12 protein-coding genes are annotated in these 17,539 nt (G+C 61.1%); 7 read left to right on the top strand and 5 right to left on the bottom strand.

Features of this window, described 5'->3' with window-relative positions; all coding sequences use genetic code 11:
- Positions 1-443 precede the first annotated feature (443 nt).
- The gene (locus tag CAPSK01_RS24035) at positions 444-764 is read left to right on the top strand and encodes an amine oxidase (protein WP_273704107.1); all 321 of its coding nucleotides are present in this window, start codon (positions 444-446) and stop codon (positions 762-764) included.
- Positions 765-933: 169 nt separating this feature from the next.
- Here CAPSK01_RS24035 and cadR read toward each other — a convergent pair whose 3' ends face one another.
- Positions 934-1,365, bottom strand: coding sequence for a Cd(II)/Pb(II)-responsive transcriptional regulator (gene cadR / locus CAPSK01_RS19220; protein ID WP_034930563.1), 432 nt, complete (start codon positions 1,363-1,365; stop codon positions 934-936).
- 153 nt (positions 1,366-1,518) lie between these two features.
- On the opposite strand from cadR, the gene CAPSK01_RS19215 reads away from it, so the two are divergent.
- A complete protein-coding gene (locus CAPSK01_RS19215; protein ID WP_273704106.1) occupies positions 1,519-3,726 on the top strand; it encodes a heavy metal translocating P-type ATPase in 2,208 nt (735 codons plus the stop codon).
- A gap of 127 nt (positions 3,727-3,853) precedes the next feature.
- Here CAPSK01_RS19215 and hemN read toward each other — a convergent pair whose 3' ends face one another.
- Positions 3,854-5,251 carry an oxygen-independent coproporphyrinogen III oxidase gene (gene hemN, locus CAPSK01_RS19210; RefSeq protein WP_034930560.1) on the bottom strand — a complete coding sequence of 466 codons (1,398 nt, stop codon included), beginning with the start codon at positions 5,249-5,251 and terminating at the stop codon, positions 3,854-3,856.
- 97 nt (positions 5,252-5,348) lie between these two features.
- Between hemN and fnr the strand changes: the two genes are divergently transcribed.
- Positions 5,349-6,092 (top strand): fumarate/nitrate reduction transcriptional regulator Fnr, encoded by a 744-nt coding sequence (gene fnr / locus CAPSK01_RS19205; RefSeq protein WP_034930559.1) that lies wholly within the window; start codon positions 5,349-5,351, stop codon positions 6,090-6,092.
- A gap of 43 nt (positions 6,093-6,135) precedes the next feature.
- Here fnr and CAPSK01_RS19200 read toward each other — a convergent pair whose 3' ends face one another.
- The 3 genes from CAPSK01_RS19200 to CAPSK01_RS19190 form a co-directional block, all read right to left on the bottom strand.
- A complete protein-coding gene (locus CAPSK01_RS19200; RefSeq protein ID WP_273704105.1) occupies positions 6,136-7,800 on the bottom strand; it encodes a methyl-accepting chemotaxis protein in 1,665 nt (554 codons plus the stop codon).
- A 242-nt stretch (positions 7,801-8,042) separates the two neighbouring features.
- Positions 8,043-9,347: an MFS transporter gene (locus CAPSK01_RS19195; RefSeq protein ID WP_273704104.1), complete on the bottom strand. Its 1,305-nt coding sequence runs from the start codon at positions 9,345-9,347 to the stop codon at positions 8,043-8,045.
- A gap of 67 nt (positions 9,348-9,414) precedes the next feature.
- A complete protein-coding gene (locus CAPSK01_RS19190) occupies positions 9,415-11,583 on the bottom strand; it encodes a bacteriohemerythrin (protein ID WP_034930557.1) in 2,169 nt (722 codons plus the stop codon).
- Here CAPSK01_RS19190 and CAPSK01_RS19185 point away from each other — a divergent pair.
- The 4 genes from CAPSK01_RS19185 to CAPSK01_RS19170 all read left to right on the top strand — a co-directional run bounded on the left by CAPSK01_RS19185 (position 11,571) and on the right by CAPSK01_RS19170 (position 17,453).
- Positions 11,571-11,867, top strand: coding sequence for a hypothetical protein (locus CAPSK01_RS19185; protein WP_273704103.1), 297 nt, complete (start codon positions 11,571-11,573; stop codon positions 11,865-11,867). The genes CAPSK01_RS19190 and CAPSK01_RS19185 overlap by 13 nt on opposite strands.
- A 190-nt stretch (positions 11,868-12,057) precedes the next feature.
- Positions 12,058-12,918 (top strand): substrate-binding domain-containing protein, encoded by an 861-nt coding sequence (locus CAPSK01_RS19180; RefSeq protein ID WP_034930552.1) that lies wholly within the window; start codon positions 12,058-12,060, stop codon positions 12,916-12,918.
- Positions 12,915-15,845, top strand: a complete 2,931-nt coding sequence (locus CAPSK01_RS24030; RefSeq protein WP_273704102.1) for a PAS domain-containing hybrid sensor histidine kinase/response regulator — start codon at positions 12,915-12,917, stop codon at positions 15,843-15,845. The genes CAPSK01_RS19180 and CAPSK01_RS24030 overlap by 4 nt, the downstream gene beginning before the upstream one ends.
- Positions 15,846-16,145: 300 nt before the next feature.
- Entirely contained in the window at positions 16,146-17,453 is a 1,308-nt protein-coding gene (locus CAPSK01_RS19170) for a hypothetical protein (RefSeq protein WP_034930550.1), read from the top strand.
- Positions 17,454-17,539: the final 86 nt, after the last annotated feature.

Here is a 17,539-nt window from a genome sequence, read left to right as displayed (position 1 = left end):
CGCCTGCCGCCCCTTGCAACGCCGGACAATGGCCGGCGGACCGCCAGCCGGAACTTGCCGGGCATGGCCGCCAGGGGCGCAAACGGTACGAAGCTCATGGGCATCGGTCGAGTATAGGGCCGCCAATCAAAGGCGGTCAACTCGCCGCCGCACGGCGTCCACCCGGTTGCCGCCGCACTCCGCAGCGCCGCCGGCGAGCACGTCGACTACCGCTATGCGCCTTACGGCACACGTCCGGAAGCCCTCGGTTTCGACACCGCGGCCGGTGCCAGTATTTTCTCAGCCATTCTCCTTGCGCCGTTGGAGCGCCAAGCTGCCAAGGTCACAGCCCGATACACGGGCTTACACAACCGATGACATCTTGTGGTGACCGAGCACGTTATTCGCTTCAAGGCGCTGCCATTCGGCAGCACCGAAAACGAAACTACCCAAGGAGATTCAAAATGATGAAGACCGTGATTGCTCTTGTTGTTGCCGCTGGTTTTGCTGCCACTGCTTTTGCTCAGACGGGCACCCCAGTTGCCGCGCCCGTTGCCAAGGGAACGGCTCCGACCGTCGCGAGTGCCGAGAAGAAGATTGAGGCACCGAAGGCTGTCGAACCGATCAAGGCTGAAACGGCGAAGACCGCAGCACCGGCCACGATGGAAGTTGCGAAGACCGAAACCCCGAAAGCGGCAACGCATCACGCCAAGACCAAGACAAATGGCACCAATGCCGTGAAGACCGAGACGAAGGCAGAAACTGCGACTCCCGCGGCAAAGTAATCGAGATCATTTTCCTTCTGGCAAGACGGCCCTCAGGCGAAAGCTTGGGGGCTTCTTGCTGACACGCCCTCGGAGCCCCCCAATTCGCATGGGCCAATCGGAAGATCATTGATGTCATGGCGGCTACCTTCCCGTCGCGAACACCTGATCTTGGACGGTAAGACCTCGATTAACCGAGGTGCGTGTGCCGTTCGTGTCTCTGCTCAGTTTCCATTGACGCCAGCCCCTGCAAAATGCCGCATGCGTCCACGGCCTGTTTGCTCTGGCAGCATTGTCTCAATTCACTGAGTTGCTGCTTGAGTTGGGACAATTCAGCGATACGCATATCAACGTGGGCAATGTGCTCGTCAAGAAGCTGATTGATACCACCGCAATCGCCGGCAGCTTGATCCATCAGGCCCAGCAAAGCATGGATTTCTGCATGCGTCATGTCCAACGCCCGACAGTTACGGATGAAGCGCAGCCGGTCAACATGAGCATCGCCATAGCTGCGGTAGTTGGCCGCCGTGCGCGCCGGGGGCGACAACAGTCCGGCCTTTTCGTAGTAGCGCACGGTTTCCACCGTGCATTGCGCCACTTGGGCGAGTTCACCGATTTTCATGGATAGGCCCCAAAACACTTGACCCTATAGTAGCTTCAGGGTGTGAAATGCGCAATATTCAGACAATTGGATCGCGCCATGTCCTTTCGCCCCGAGAAAACTTCGCGTGCTCACCACGCTTGCAGCCATGACCATTCACTTGGTGACAATAACATGATCGCTCATCACGATCATGTACATTCGCATGACCATGCGTGCTCCGCAGCCATTTCGTTAGGAGTGCCAACGTCAGATGACGCCAACCTGGTCACGGTCAATATTCCGGCTGGCTCCACGCTGACCCGTCTACGCATTGCCCAGATGGATTGCCCCACCGAGGAAGCGTTGATCCGCAAGAAACTTGGTGGCATGACCTCCGTGCAAGGATTGGAATTCAACCTGATGCAGCGCGTGCTGTCCGTTGTCCATGACAACGACGCCTTGGCCGCCGTTGAAGCAGCCATCCGCGACTTGGGCATGAATTCCGAAGCGATGGAGTCCGCCACCCAAACAGCGCTCACCGAGCCGACCGGAAAACCCTGGTGGCCTCTGGCCCTGGCCGGCGTGGCCGCACTGGGTGCGGAAATCATGCATTGGGTTGGCATGCCGGAATGGTTATCGGCGCTGCTGGCATTCGTTGCCATCACCCTCAGCGGCCTAGGCACTTACCAAAAGGGCTGGATTGCATTGCGCCACGGCAATCTGAATATCAATGCCTTGATGAGCATTGCTGTTACTGGTGCGGTACTGCTGCGGCAATGGCCGGAAGCGGCAATGGTCATGGTTCTGTTCACTCTGGCCGAGTTGATCGAGGCCAAGTCGCTGGATCAGGCACGCAATGCCATCCGCAGCTTGGTGCAACTCACGCCTGAACTGGCGACAGTACAGCAGGCAAACGGCGATTGGGCCGATATGTCGGCCAAGGCCGTCACCATTGGCCAAATCGTGCGGGTCAGACCAGGCGAACGAATTGCCCTTGATGGCGTGGTGATGGCTGGGCGCTCAAATATCAACCAAGCGCCGATTACTGGCGAGAGCTTGCCGGTCGAGAAATCAATTGGTGACAGTGTGTTCGCCGGAACAATCAACCAATCTGGCTCATTTGAATACCGGGTTACTGCTGAAGCCACACATTCGACCCTGGTGCGCATCATTCATGCGGTCGAGGAAGCGCAAGGCGCACGTGCCCCTACCCAGCGTTTTGTCGATCAATTTGCCAGGGTTTACACGCCGGTGGTGTTCGCCTTTGCGTTGGCGGTGGCTCTTGTGCCGCCGTTGCTGCTCGGTGAAGGCTGGCACGATTGGGTATACCGGGCGCTGGTTCTGCTGGTCATAGCCTGTCCGTGCGCCTTGGTCATTTCGACTCCCGTTACCATCGTCAGCGGTCTGGCCGCAGCGGCCCGCCACGGCATTTTGATCAAGGGCGGCGTTTACCTTGAAGAAGGCTACCAGCTGGCGTGGCTGGCATTCGACAAGACCGGCACCATCACGCACGGCAAACCCGCGTTAACCGATACCGTCTTGCTGGATCAGCCGGTCGGACTGGATGCCGTCCGTGTTGCCACCAGTCTCGCTGCGCGCTCCGATCACCCGGTTTCTCACGCCATCGCCACCGCCGGACAGCAGAACGGCACCATCCTGCTTGATGTGGCCGACTTCGCCGCCATGCCAGGGCGAGGTGTGCGCGGAACAGTGGGCGGCGTGCATTATCAGCTTGGCAACCATCGGCTGATCCATGAACTTGGCGTATGCACTCCACCCCTAGAGGTACAGCTTGGTGAATTGGAAGAGCAAGGTAAGACAGTCATTCTGCTCACCGATAGCGAGCGCGTACTCGTCCTGTTTGCCGTGGCCGACACGGTCAAGGACGGTAGCCGCGCTGCGATCCGGACGCTACATGAACTGGGCATCAAAACAGTCATGCTGACCGGCGATAACGCACACACCGCGCGGGCCATAGCGGCCCAGGTTGAAATCGACGAAGCCTGGGGCGATCAACTGCCAGAAGACAAGCTGCGGGCAATCGAACGCTACGCGCAGAGCGGCAAGGTTGGCATGGTGGGCGACGGGATCAACGATGCCCCAGCCCTGGCGCGAGCCGACATCGGCTTTGCCATGGGCGCGGCGGGTACCGATACGGCTATCGAGACGGCTGACGTGGCTCTGATGGACGACGACTTGAACAAGATTGTGCGCTTCGTTCGCCTATCGCGCACCACCCGAACGATACTGGTACAAAACATCACGCTGGCATTGGGGATCAAGGCCGTTTTCCTGGTATTCACGCTGCTGGGTATGGGCACCATGTGGATGGCGGTATTCGCTGATATGGGCGCGAGTCTTCTGGTTGTGGCTAACGGTCTAAGGCTGGTGCGTCAGTAGCGGATCAAGTCCGTAAATTGCGGTAAATCGGGTGGCTGGTCAGCGATCGCTTTGGTTCGGGCAACAGGCGTTTGTTCTGGCGCGGATGGAGAGGGTCGTATGAGCATTGGAGCGCACGCTGCTCTGTTCAGATCACCTTCGAGTAGCGGGTACGCTGCCGGTCGGCACGCAGATAGCGGTCGAAGACCATCGAGATCGCTCTGACCAGCATGCGGCCGCGCGGCAACACGCTGATCCATTTATCATCGATGCGCACCAGACCAGCGCTGACCATTGCGCGGAGATCGTCCAATTCGGTGGCGAAATAGGTCCTGAAGTCGATCAGGTGGGCAATTTCGATCGACTCGATCGACAATTCGAAATGGCACATCAGCGATTGAATGATCGAACGCCGCAGCAGGTCATCCGCGTTCAGCTCGATGCCGCGGTAGACCGGCAGGGTGCCGCTGTCCAGCCGGTCATAATACTCGTCAAGGGTCTTCACGTTCTGACTGTACGTGGGTCCGACCTTGCTGATCGACGAGATGCCGAAGGCCAGCAGATCGCAGTCCGAATGCGTCGAATACCCCTGGAAGTTGCGGTGCAGGCGCCCCTGCCGCTGCGCAACTGCAAGTTCATCGTCGGGTTTCGCGAAGTGGTCCATGCCGATGTAGACATAGCCCGCGTCGGTCATTCTGCGAATCGCCAGGGCAAGAATCTGCAGACGCGCGTCGGCGGAGGGCATGTCCGACTCCAGGATGCGGCGTTGCGGCTTGAACAGGCCGGGCAGGTGGGCGTAGTTGTAGATCGAGACGCGATCTGGACTGAGTTCGATCACGCGCTCGAGGGTGCGGTCGAAGCCCATCACCGTCTGCTTAGGCAGGCCGTAGATCAGGTCGACGCTGATCGACTTGAAACCGGTGGCGTGGGCTGCGGCGATGACGGTGCAGGTTTCTTCCTCGCTCTGCACACGGTTCACGGCCAACTGGACGCTTGCATCGAAATCCTGCACGCCGACGCTCATGCGATTGAAACCCAGTTCGCCGAGCAGTTCGACGGTGGTGCGATCCACCTTGCGCGGATCGACTTCGATCGAGTACTCGCCCCCCTCGATCAGTCTGAAGTGCCTGCGCGTTGCGGCCATCAACTGACGCATCTCGTCGTGTGACAGAAAGGTCGGCGTCCCTCCTCCCCAGTGCAACTGCGCCACTTCCTGGTCGCCGCCTTCGAGATAGCTGCTCTGCAGTGCCAGTTCGCGTGCCAGGTATTTCAGGTATTTGGCCGAACGGCCGTGGTCCTTGGTGATGATCTTGTTACACGCACAGTAATAGCAGATGGTGTTGCAGAAGGGAATGTGGAAGTACAATGACAACTGCCGGCTGATGGCACCAATATTGCGCTTGCCGAGCCAGAGTCTGGAGGCATCTGCGCCAAAGGCTTCAACGAAGCGGTCCGCTGTCGGGTACGACGTGTAGCGCGGACCGTTGATGTCGAAACGGCGGATGATCTGAGGATCGAAAACGAGGTTGCCTGCGGCAGAGTCCATGTTCCCACGAGACTAATTGTTGTCTGCATTATCGGGCCGAGGCGATGCCGTCGGGTTGACGTGGATCAAACGCAGGGTTTAGAGAAAAAAGCTCAGTATGCCCAAAGATGCCGCGACTGCGAGGCTGGCCTTTGAAATCGTGAAAACCGCCTGTTCCAACTGCAACCTCCGCGAGTTGTGCCTTCCCATCGGCCTCGCCCCGGAGGAACTGAAGAAGCTCGACGAACTGGTTTCCACTCGCCGGCGACTGAAACGAGGCGATTATCTCTACCGCGCCGGGCAGGTCTTTGAATCGATCTACGCGGTGCGCAGCGGGTTTTTTAAGACCGATGTGCTGATTGAGGATGGCCGTGACCAGGTCACCGGCTTCCAGATGACCGGCGAGCTGCTCGGCCTCGACGGTATCAGCAGTGAAATCCATACCTGTAACGCCATCGCCCTTGAAGACAGTGAAGTCTGTGCGATTCCCTTCTCGCATCTCGAAGGGCTGTCCAGACAAATCCACACCTTGCAGCATCACTTCCACAAGGTGATGAGCCGCGAAATCGTTCGTGACCACGGGGTGATGATGTTGCTCGGGACGATGCGCGCCGAGGAACGTCTGGCGGCATTTCTCCTCAACCTCTCGCAACGTTTCAAGGCCCGCGGCTATTCGCCTGCCGAATTCAATCTGCGCATGTCACGCGACGAAATCGGCAGCTACCTCGGCCTCAAACTGGAAACCGTCAGTCGGGCCTTTTCGCATTTCCAGGAGGAAAAACTGCTCGCCGTACATCAAAGAAAAATCCGGATTCTCAATACCGAAGGTTTGAAGAAACTGATGACTCACCAGCGTGGTTAATGTGCGAACCGCGTCAACTCCTCAAAAATCTCCCCCCTTCTTGCTAGCCGGTCTCGCCGATGACGACCTGCGGGTCAAAGCCGACCCGCACCGCCCCCCAGCGCCGGCCATTGACCATCACCGGCATTGACAGGTCGCCGAGAACCTCGCCGGTGTCGCGCAGATAGGTCTGAAACAGGCTCGGCTCGGTATTCCGCGCCAACTTGATGCCGACCAGATCGTCGAAAATCCGCTTGTCGCGCGTGCCGACGAGATCCTTGGCGTAGTCGCCGGTTGGCGGGTTGGAAAACTTGCTGTTGTGCGTCGGCGCGTAACCGTTGCTATCGAGCGCCAGGGCATAGACGATGCGCGAACCGGAGGCCAGCGCCGCGTCGCCGTCGGCTTGCAAGCTCTTCTCGCAGTGATCGTCATAGCACGTCTTGTAACGCTTCGGATTGGAACCGGGAATCAGCTGGTAGTTCTGATCGAAGACGTTGACGCCTTCCGAGGACAACTTTTCAAGATGCGCAGCCACCTTGCTCCGATACGCTTCAGTGATTTCGACGATGCGATCAAAATCGCTGTTGCCGGTGCGCAGCTGGGCGAGTGTTCCCTGCACGCGTTCGGTCGCTTCGCGCTGCTCGCCAGCGTAGGTCTCGGAGGTTTTCACCTGCTCGACGATGCGGGTGCTCGCTGCCTGAACCTGCTCGGCGATCTCGTGCAGCGTTTCGTTGCAGGTCCGCAGCGACTCGATCGCGGCCGTGATTTCGCTGATCTTGGTTGTCGCATCCTTGAGGTCGACGACCATGCGGTCGAAATTGACCGCCGACTCTTCGACGATCGATCGCGAGCGGTCAACACTGTCGGCGATCAGCGTGGAGTCCTGGTCGGTGTGTTTGACCAGCCTGGTCATCTCGGAGATGTTTTCGGAAATCGTGTTCGACGCCGACTTGACGCTCTGTGACAGCTTCCTCACCTCGTCGGCGACGACGGCGAAGCCGCGTCCATGTTCGCCGGCACGCGCCGCCTCGATCGCCGCGTTGAGCGCCAGAAGGTTGGTCTGATCCGAAAATTCGTTGATCAATTGCGAGATCTCGGCGATATGCGAGGCGCTCTTGTCGAGCTGCTTGACCGTTTCGCGAAAGCCGCGCAGCCGACTGCTGACGTTGACGATCTCGCCGGCGAGGTGGTGCATTTCCTGCAAGGCGCGTTCGGCGAGCTCAAGATTGGCGGTCGAGGTGGTTGCGACTAACGACGCGTTGCTGAGCACGGTATTGGCCGAGCGGCTCGCGTCCTGCGACGTCGCGAAAATTTTGCTCGACAGCTCACCTTGTATCGTCGCGCCGGCCAACGCGTTTTTGGCGATCACGTTCATCTTCGCCGCGCCAATGGCCGCTTGCGCGCTCATCCCGCGCGTGCGGATGAGGATGCGCCGGAACATCGACAGCAACTGATTGAGCTGGAAGATGATCGGTTCATTGCCGCTGAGCTGGAGGGAGAGCGGCGCGCGGCCCTCTTGAATGCGGCGCAGTTCCTCGACAGCGATGCTTGCCGAAGCGCGCATGCCGGTCCCTCCTGAGCGCAGCAGCCAAAACGATAAAGCCGCGACGAGTACGACACCACCTGCTGCCGCCATCATCGCCGCCGTCGTCAAGCCGCCGGCAGCAAAAAACACCAATCCCGCTTGCAGTAAAGCGACGAGAATAACGGCCGCCAGTTTTATCGCCATCAGCAGCTCCTTTTTGTGATCAGTCGATCAGCCGCTGCGGTCTCCCCTCGTGCTAGCGGCATGCGCGAGTCTAGTCGTTTGCCATATGAACGTCAATCGTTCTGCCCCGCTCTCCGTGATCGGAGCACCCGTCCAGCCCAATGGGTCTTGGCGCATGCAGACGCGCAATACTTGACGCTGTGGCGTCAGTTGCGTTATGCCGGTCAAAAAGGAACTTTGACGTCATGCACGGGCTTTGCTGCTCAGGCCGGCGCATGCCAGATGTTCCGGCAGTGGGTTTCCCGAATCCGCCATGTCGCCAGAGCCCCGAAGCTGGCCGTCCCGGCCAGCAGGAGTAGGCTGGCCTGGAAATCCTCTGGCGTGTAAAGACGTGCCCCGGTCGCAGTCAAGCCACCTTGCCACCCCAAATCCATGACCCAGCCGACCAGCGGCTGCAGGATGGCGGCTGCCAGGAAACCGCCCATATTGGTGACGCTGGTCGACATTCCGGAGAGCAGTGGTGGATTGACTTCCTTGGCGCAGGTCCAGGTCAGCGTGAAACTGGCAGAAACCAGACCCATCAGCGCAAACAGCGCGTAGCTCAAGCTCAGGGGCAAGGTGCTGCCGGAAAGCCAGATCAGCCAGATCAAGGCATACAGATGACTACTCACCACCAGCACCGGTTTTCGCCGACCAAGGCGGTCGGAGAGCGTACCGACAAACACACTGCCCAGGGCAAAAGCAGCGAACAGGAGACTCACATGATTGGCCGCAACGACGCGGGTCAGATGGTGCACCTGGGTCAGAAAAGGGGTGGCCCACAAGCCGGCAAAAGCCAGGAAGCTGCCGCAGATGCCGAAATTCACCGCGACCACCGGCCAGGTATCGCGGTTTCCGAGAACCGACAGCAAACCGGAAAGCACCACTGTCCGGTCGAAGCGAGGTTTAACTGCGGTTGCCGGCAAACCTTGGGTATCGTCTGACGGCTCGCGCAACAAGTACCAGCAAGCCACGCCCAGGAGCAGCGATACGGCCGCCAGGCCGATGAAGACGCCGCGCCAACCGGTGATCTGGGCCAGCCAGGAGAGTGGCGCGCCGGCCAGCACCGATCCCAGATTGCCGATCAGCACGCTGAGTCCAACCAGGCTGGCAAAACGGCGTTCATCGAACGAGACGGCGATGATCTTGAGCATGGCGATGAAAGTCACTGAAACGCCCAGCCCGATCAGCGTCCGGCCGAGCAGGGCCAGGTCCAGATTCGGCGCCATGCCGAACAACAGACTCCCGACGCCACCGACCAGTCCGCCGAGCAGGAGAATCAGGCGCGGCCCGAGCGTATCGACGAGAATGCCGGTGGGTACCTGCATCACCGTATAAACATAAAAGTAGGTTGCCGCCAGCACGCCCAGCGATGACGCCGTGGTGTTGAATGCCAGGATCAGGTCCGGCGCGATGCCGACCGGCGCAAAGCGCTGAAAAAACGACAGGACGTACGCCGCAACCACCCCGCCCAGAGCCAGAACACGGCGGCGACGCTGCCGCCGGACCAGGTCGGCCAGGTCGCTCATCGTGCGGCGGCTGCGGGTGATCCCGATGGACGGGAGGCAAGCGCTGCCAGGGCCCGGCAAGGGAGTTTCACGACAGCCCCCGGCTGTTCAGATCACGCGCCAGCGCCCGGTCGACCTTGAGAATGTGGTTGACCAGCCAATCGCGGATGAAGCCCATCAGCTCGACCGAGATCGTTCCACCGTCTTCGTACTGGCGCTTGAACTTCGAGACCTCGGCAATCAGCTTGCGATGGGCGTCCAGGTGCGCCGCACGGTCTGGGTAGCTGTGCTTCTCCATCAACTTCTCTTCGAAGCCGAAATGATTGACCGTATAGTTGACGAGTTCGTCGAGAATCAAGCCGCAGGCAGCCTTGCCTGCGCCGGTGAGCATGGCATTGTTCAGGCGGTTGGCGATTTCGATCAATACCTGATGCTGGCGATCAATCTCGGCATGTCCCACGGCCAGGGCACTCGACCAGGCCATCAGCGGCTTGACCGCAGCCTGACCCCGAGTCACCACTGGCCGTCCATGGTTGTCCAGCTCGCCGATATTGAAGCGTTGCACCATCGAGAACATTGCGCTGGATGCCTGTTCCAGGTCGGCCGCCGATTGCAGCGACTGTTTGATCACATTTTCGGTCTGTCCTGAAGCATTCATCACCTCATCCACATTGCTGACAATGTCTTCGATCAGGCGTGTCTGATCGCGGGTGGCCTGCGACAGCGCGTTCATTTTCTGGAGGGTGTCCTGCGCCTGTTCTTCGATGGCCCGCAAGGTATCGGCAGCGGAGTTGGCCTGCGTGACGCCGCTGGCAATGACCGGCGCCGCTGCCTGCATGCCTGCCACGGCACTTTCGGTATCGGTCCGGATGCCCTGCAGGATGCCGCCGATCTCACTCGTCGCCTTGCTGGTTCGCTCGGCCAGCTTGCGAACCTCGTCAGCCACGACCGCGAAGCCGCGCCCCTGTTCGCCGGCGCGCGCGGCCTCGATGGCCGCATTGAGCGCCAGCAGGTTGGTCTGGTCGGCGATTTCCCTGATCACCTTGGCCATCTGTCCGATTTCGCTGGTACTGGCCACCAGCCGGGAAACCTGCTCCGACGAAACCGCAACCGTATCGGCGATGGCCTGCATCTCGACGGCGACCTTCGCCGCCACATGGGCGCCATCATGGGCGCGTCGCGCCACCTCGTTGGCACCGTCTTCGGTCGCATGCACCAGCCCATTCACCACCTCGACGCTTGCCGAAACGTCGGTAATCGCCGAACGGGTGTGGCTGACGGCACCGGCCTGCACCTGGGTCGCCAGGTTGATCTCATTGGACTCGGCGGAAAGGCGTTCGATACTTGCCTGCACCTTGTTGGCGTTGAGGAAGATGGCGCGCAGCATTTCCTTGAGGCTGCTTTGCATGTGCGCGAGAACGAACATGAGACTGCTCCGGTCATTCTTTTGCAGGGATATCGCCTGTGTCAGGTCGCCCTCGGCAATCCTGCTGGACACGCCCAGCGCGAGGCGGGGTTCGCCACCGAACTCGCTGACGATGCTTTTCCTGACCAGCCAGTTGCTCAACAGCAGAATGCAGGTCGCAGCTATCGCCAGGAACACGCTGTGGGTCGCCTCCTCCCGGAAAATCCGTTCGATATCATCAATGTAGATGCCGGAACCAACAGCCCAGCCCCAGGGTTCGAATTTCTTGACGTAGGACAGCTTGGTAAACAGTTCGCTGCTCACTCCGCCACCTGCGAGTGGCTTGGGCCAGAGGTATTCGACATAGCCTTCGCTCGCCTGGTCGAGCACCTCGGCGAAGCTGACAAACAGATTCTTGCCTTCCACCCTGATTTTTGCGCCGCTCAACCCGGCCTGCAGGGAAATGGCCTTGTTGAAACGGGTCTCATCGAGCACTTTGCCATCAAGCGCCGGGACCGTCGGGTGCATCACCATTTTCGGCACCGGCTTGCCGAGGTCGTTGATCCAGAAGTACTCGGTCTTTTCGTAACGCATTCGTTTGAGCGTTGCAATGGCCTGCTGCCTGGCTTCATCCTCGCTCAGCGTGCCGGCTTTTTGCAGGGCGTGGTAATGATCCAGGACGCCGACCGCTGCCTCAACCAGATGCCTGGTTTTGACCTGACGGTCCTGGTAAAGCAGGGCATGCATCGACCACAGGCTTTCCCAGACGATCAGCAACATGGCCAGCAAGGCCAGAACGGCGCTCACGATCAGACGGTTCATCAGACTCAGGCGGCGCAATGCAGCGATCATTTCAATCCTCCATTCTTATACTTGAAATTGATCAATCGGCGATGCTGTACCAATCGAACGAAAGATGCAACAGTCAGGGCAGGGGCTTAGTGATTTTCGCAAAACGCCATGCCAAGAGTCATCGCAGGCTCAGGGCCAGCAAAACAAGCCAGAAAACGCGCCGGCAGACGGCGCGGCGGCTGATCGTAGAAGCGAAAACGCGCGACGCCGCTGCCGTCTGCCACGGCGACCGGCCGACCCGCATCGTCCTGGCCGGTGATCAGGATGGCATAATGGCGCAGTGACCGGGATCATGCGGCGCAACGCTTTGCCGGGATGGCCACGCGCCATGCGGCGATTGACTGCCGCACCCAATGCCGGAGATACTCCCGGACGTTGCGTTGATTTTCCAATCCTTTCGCGCTGCCGACGGTATGACGTCGACTCACGGGGAGGACCACCTGCCAGCCGAAATTCACCATCAGAGACTGAAAAATGAAGAATCCGCCTGTCCGACACCACCGCAACGTGTCGTCGTCCGTCCGGGCGATGCTCGGGCGCATCTTGTCGTGCCTGGTCGCCGTCCTGTCGATGGCTGGCGCGGCCCTGGCGGAACCCGTCCGGATCGGCGGTACCGGGGTCGGCAGCGCGCTCTTCGAGCGCCTGGTGCAGGAATACCGGAAATCGACGCCCGGCGCCGAGATCAACGTGATCATGCCGCCCCTGGGCTCGAATGGCGGCGTGCGGGCGCTGCGCGCCGGCGGGCTGGAGATCGCGCTGCTCGGGCGCGGGCCGACGGCCGACGAGTCGGCCCAGCTTCAGGCCGAGACCTACGCCCGCACGCCCCTCGTCATCGCGGTCAATGGTCCCCACGCGCCGCGGCTGTCCTTTCGCGAGCTGGCCGACATCTACGCCGGGCGGCGGACGCAGTGGGAGGACGGAACGCCGATTCGCCTCGTCATGCGCAGCAAGAACGAAAGCGACATGCTGATCCTGCGCGGTATGGCACCCGAATTGAACGAGGCGGTGGACGCCGCCTACCTGCGCAAGGGCCTGTTGTACGCGGACAACGACCTCGACGCCATCGACCTCATCGCGCGCCTGCCGGGCGCCATCGGCCCGACCACTTTGGGGCTCGCCCGACTGGACGGGCGGCGCGTCAATCCGGTCGTCGTCAACGGCGTCGAAGCCAGCGACAAGACGATTGCCAGCGGGGGCTATCCCTGGATGAAGCCGATCGTGGTGGCCACCTCGGCCGCCCCCAACGCGGCGGTGAAGGGCTTTCTCGGTTTCGCCAGATCGGAAAGAGGGCGTCGGCTTGCCGCCGGCTGGGGCTTCTTTCCGATCGCGCCGTGACTGAAGGCATCGATCCGCGTCTGCGGCGCCTGTTAAGCGCGCTGACCGGCGCCGTCGCGCTGCTCGTCTTCGTCGTGCCGCCGCTGGGCTACTTCTTGATCGGCTGGGAAGGCCTCGCGCAGCGTCTGGAAACCGCCGCCAGTGCTCAGGCCGTGTTGCTGGGGCGGACCATCGCGCGCAATCCCGGCGTCTGGCGCTATACCGCCGAACGGCTGACGGATTCCATCGACGAGATCGTCGGCGAGCACCCGGAGTGGGCGGTGACGATCCGCGACCTGCAGGGCGTCGAACTGGCGGCGATTCCGGCGCGGCCAGTGCCGCCGATCCGCGAGCGCACGCGGGCGGTCGTCCTGTCCGGCGAGCCCGTCGCCACCGTTACCGTGCAAGCCTCCGCGGCCCCGATCGTGCGGGATTCGGCGTTCATCATGATCGGCAGCGGCTTGCTCGCCTTCCTGCTCTTCGTGCCCCTGCGCCGGATGCCGCTCGAGGCCCTGCGCCGGGCGCAGGACGCGGTGGCCGACAGCGAGGCGCGCTTTCGCGACTTTACCGATTCGGCATCCGACTGGTTCTGGGAAATGGATGCCGACCTGCGCTTTTCGTATTTCTCGCCCAATACCGACCGGGTTCTCAACGTCGACTCGGCGAGCTTCATCGGCCGGCGCCGCCCCGATCTGGCGATTCCCGAGATGGTCGAGCCCGCCGTCTGGGCGGCTCATCTGGACGATCTGGCGCATCATCGGCCGTTTCGAGACTTCGAGTACGTCCTGCGCGGCGTCGATGGCGAGCCGCGCTGGATCCGGATCAGCGCCAAACCGGTGTTCGCCGCAGACGGCGGCTTTTGCGGCTATCGAGGCATCGGCCTGGAAATCACCCCGGCCAAGAAGAAGGAGTTGGCCGAACGGGTAAACAAGGAGAACGCCGAGCGCAAGTACGCGATCGCCCGTGTGCTGCAGGGTGTTGACCGGCCGCTGGACGAGCGGCTCGACGAAGCCCTCGGCATCTTGAGGCAGGCGATGCCCGGCCGGGCGGCCGCTGGCGCCGGCCTGCTGGCGCGCGATGCGGTCACCGGCGCCCTGCAGCCGATGTGCCTCAGCGCCGGATGGCGACTGCCGGCGACGCTCGAGAGCCGCTACGCGCACCCGCAACCGGGCGCCGGAATCGCCTTCCTGGAATCCGGCGGCGACCTGCCGGGCGGCTACGCGGTGCCCCTGCTGCACGGCGGCGCGGATCTGGGCGTCATCTTCCTCGCGGGCGAGCCGCAGACGGGAAATCCCGAGTTTCTGCATTTTCTCGGCCAGATCGGCGAACTGTTCGCGCTGGCGCTGGCCAACGCCGCCGCCGCCCGGCTGCTCGAGGAAGCCAAGGAGCATGCGCTGGCGGCCAGTCGCGCGAAGAGCGAGTTTCTCGCCAACATGAGCCACGAGATCCGCACGCCGATGAATGGCGTCATGGGCATGACCCATCTGCTGCTCGATACCGAACTCGATCCGACCCAGCGCAGCTATGCCGAAACGGTGATGAAGAGCGCCGATTCGCTGTTGCAGATCATCAACGACATCCTCGATTTTTCGAAGGTCGAGGCAGGCAAGATGGAGATCGAGGAGATCGATTTCTCGGTGCGCGCCGTCGTTTCGGAAGTCATGGACCTGCTCCGCTACCGGGCCGAGGAGAAAGGGCTCCAGTTCGGCTGGCAGGTCGCCGCCGACGTTCCCGACCGCCTGAGCGGCGACCCCGGGCGGCTGCGGCAGATCCTCGTGAACCTGCTCGGCAACGCGATCAAGTTCACCCGCCGCGGCGAAGTCGATGTTTCGGTGACGCTCGCGCCGGCGAGTCCGGCTGACAAGCCGCGACTGCGCTTCGCCGTACGCGACACCGGCATGGGGATCGCGCCCGAAAAGCGCGGGGATCTGTTTCAGTCGTTCTCGCAACTCGACAGCTCGACGACGCGGCGCTTCGGCGGTACTGGCCTGGGCTTGGCGATCTGCCAGCGCCTGGTGAGTCTGATGGGCGGCGAGATCGGCGTCGACAGCGCGGTCGGCGTCGGCAGCACCTTCTGGTTCGTCGTCGACTTCCTGCCGGCGTTCGCGCCGCTCCCGGCGCGCCCGGACGCCGCGCCGGAGCCGGGCGCGACGCGGCTCGAAGCGTCGCAAATGGCGGGCAAACGGGTTCTCGTGGTGGAGGACAATTCGTTCAACCAGCTCGTCGCGCTGGCCCTGCTCGATCACCTGGGCGTCGCCGCCGACGCCGTCGCCAACGGTTTCGAGGCCATCGAGGCATTGCAACGCATCGACTACGACCTGGTGCTGATGGACTGCCAGATGCCCGAGCTGGATGGCTACGAGGCCACCGTCCGCATCCGGGCGGGGGCGGCCGGCGAGGCGAGGCGCACGATACCGATCATCGCGATGACGGCGAACGCCATCAAGGGCGACCGCGAGCGCAGTATCGAGGCCGGCATGAACGACTACCTGACGAAACCGGTTGAAACGGCGCGCCTGGTGGCGGTATTGCGGCACTGGCTGGGCGCGCCGGCGGCGACCGAGCCGGCGGTGGCGACGACGCCCGCGGGATCGGCGTACCGTCCGCATCTGCTGCTCGAGACGCTGTCAGGCAACCAGGAAGCGGTGAACCGTATCCTGCAAATGTATTGCGACCAGGTGCCCGGCGCGCTGAAGGAATTCGGCGACGCGCTGGCCGCGGCCGATGCGCCGACCTCGCGCCGAATTGTGCACACCATGAAGAGCGGAGCCAGGGCGGTTGGCCTGGAGGCGCTGGGTACCCTGGCTCAGGAGATCGAGGATTTGTGCGCCAATGGCGATCTGGTCGCGGCCACGGCCAGGCTGCCCGCGCTGACGCGCGAGGTCGAGGCCCAGTTACCGTTGCTGCTGAACTATATCAACGACGACCATAAACGGCAGAGATGTTGATTAAGCAATTTTCCGGGTTGCAAAGAAGGCGCACTGGTGACCGTGCAAGGTATCGATCTTGAGGAGGCCGGGGACAACAATCGGAGTGATGGCCCTCCCTTTTGATAAGATGAACGGTGCGTGTCTCAAAAGAGTGGTGCCGAAGCTCTGCAGCCACTTTCGTGTTCCAATACAAAGAGTAAAAGGTAGGCAAAGTACCAATCAGGCTCCGAAGTTGCCGGAAGAGGGCAGGAGTATTATTCTGCAGCGGCCAGGCTCGTGCCATTTGGGGAGTCGCCGTTGCTGCTGGGAGAAATGGGAATGATCAGAAAATTAGTCTTGCCGGTACGAAAACTGCTGAGCGGGACGCTGAGAAAGCTGTTCAATTTTCTCCCGCGGGAAAGGCGCTTCGCTGTTTACCGTAATTTCGTCGATTGCGATCCTGCGCCGAATGCCAGCCTCGAGTTGAAGATCGCGGATACCGAAGAGGAACTCGAAGCCTGCTTCACCCTGCTTCACGACGCCTACGTGGGCAGCAAATTCATGAAGCCTGATCCCTCCGGGATGCGTGTCACCATTTATCACGCTTTGCCGACGACCACGACCCTGTGCGCAAAATATGACGGAGAGGTAGTCGGTACCCTGTCCCTGATCAGGGAGAGTGTCTTGGGCTTTCCCCTACAGCGCATCTTCGATCTGACCGCACTGCGGGAAAAGAAAGGGAACATTGCCGAAGTATCGGCCTTGGCGATACATCGCCGATTCCGCCGAACAGGCGGCAGCATTCTCTTCCCGCTGATGAAATTCATGTACGAATACTGCACCACCTTCTTTGATACCCGACACCTCGTAATTGCGGTCAATCCCAGCCATATCGAGATGTACGAATCGCTGCTGTTCTTCAAACGCCTGACACAGAAGGTGGTCGAGAATTACGATTTCGTGAATGGCGCACCCGCTGTCGGAGCCACCCTGGACCTCAGTACCGCCCCGGAGATTTTCCGGAAACACTATTCGTCCAAACCGCCCAAGCGAAACCTCTACGCCTTCTTCACCGAGGTCAAGCTGCCCAACATCAAGCTGCCGCCACGCCGTTTCTATACCACCAACGATCCGGTACTGACCCCCGAATTGCTCGATCACTTTTTCAATGTGCGGACGAAGGTTTTCATGCAGCTCAGTGATCGCAAGAAAAAATTGCTGCACAAGATTTACGATCTGCCGGCGTACCGTGCGGTTCTGCCACCCGTTCCCGGGGAGAATCAGGAGGCTGCGGTCGAGAGGAGTCACCGGCGCTTTTCGATCAGATGCCCGGCAAAGTTTTTGTTGCCGGTGCTCGATGCGGCGCCCTGCAGGCTGCGCCTCGAAATCTTCGAACTCTCTCGCTACGGTTTTCGGGCACACTCACAGGAAAGCATTCCCCTCGACGTTTGGGGTGAGGCGATCATTCAGCTGGGTCCCTCGGAAGTATCACAAATCTACGTATTGGCGACGAGAGAGTCGGCAAACGGGATTTATGACTTCGAACTGGGCGAGCCGGACCTGATCTGGCGCAAGTTCGTCAATGCCCTGTACCGCGGCAGCACCCAGGCTGACCTTGAAAACGCGACGCGCTTCATGACCGGATGAGAGGGCTCCAGTTCGCTTGCAACCCGTGGCCGGGTTACATTAACGTCAGTTCGGGATAAGTTTGGGGGATTGAGAAAGCCGACGGA

The sequence above is a fragment of the Candidatus Accumulibacter vicinus genome (assembly GCF_000584955.1).
Classification (GTDB): domain Bacteria; phylum Pseudomonadota; class Gammaproteobacteria; order Burkholderiales; family Rhodocyclaceae; genus Accumulibacter; species Accumulibacter vicinus.
This window is presented reverse-complemented; position numbering and strand designations above follow the sequence as displayed.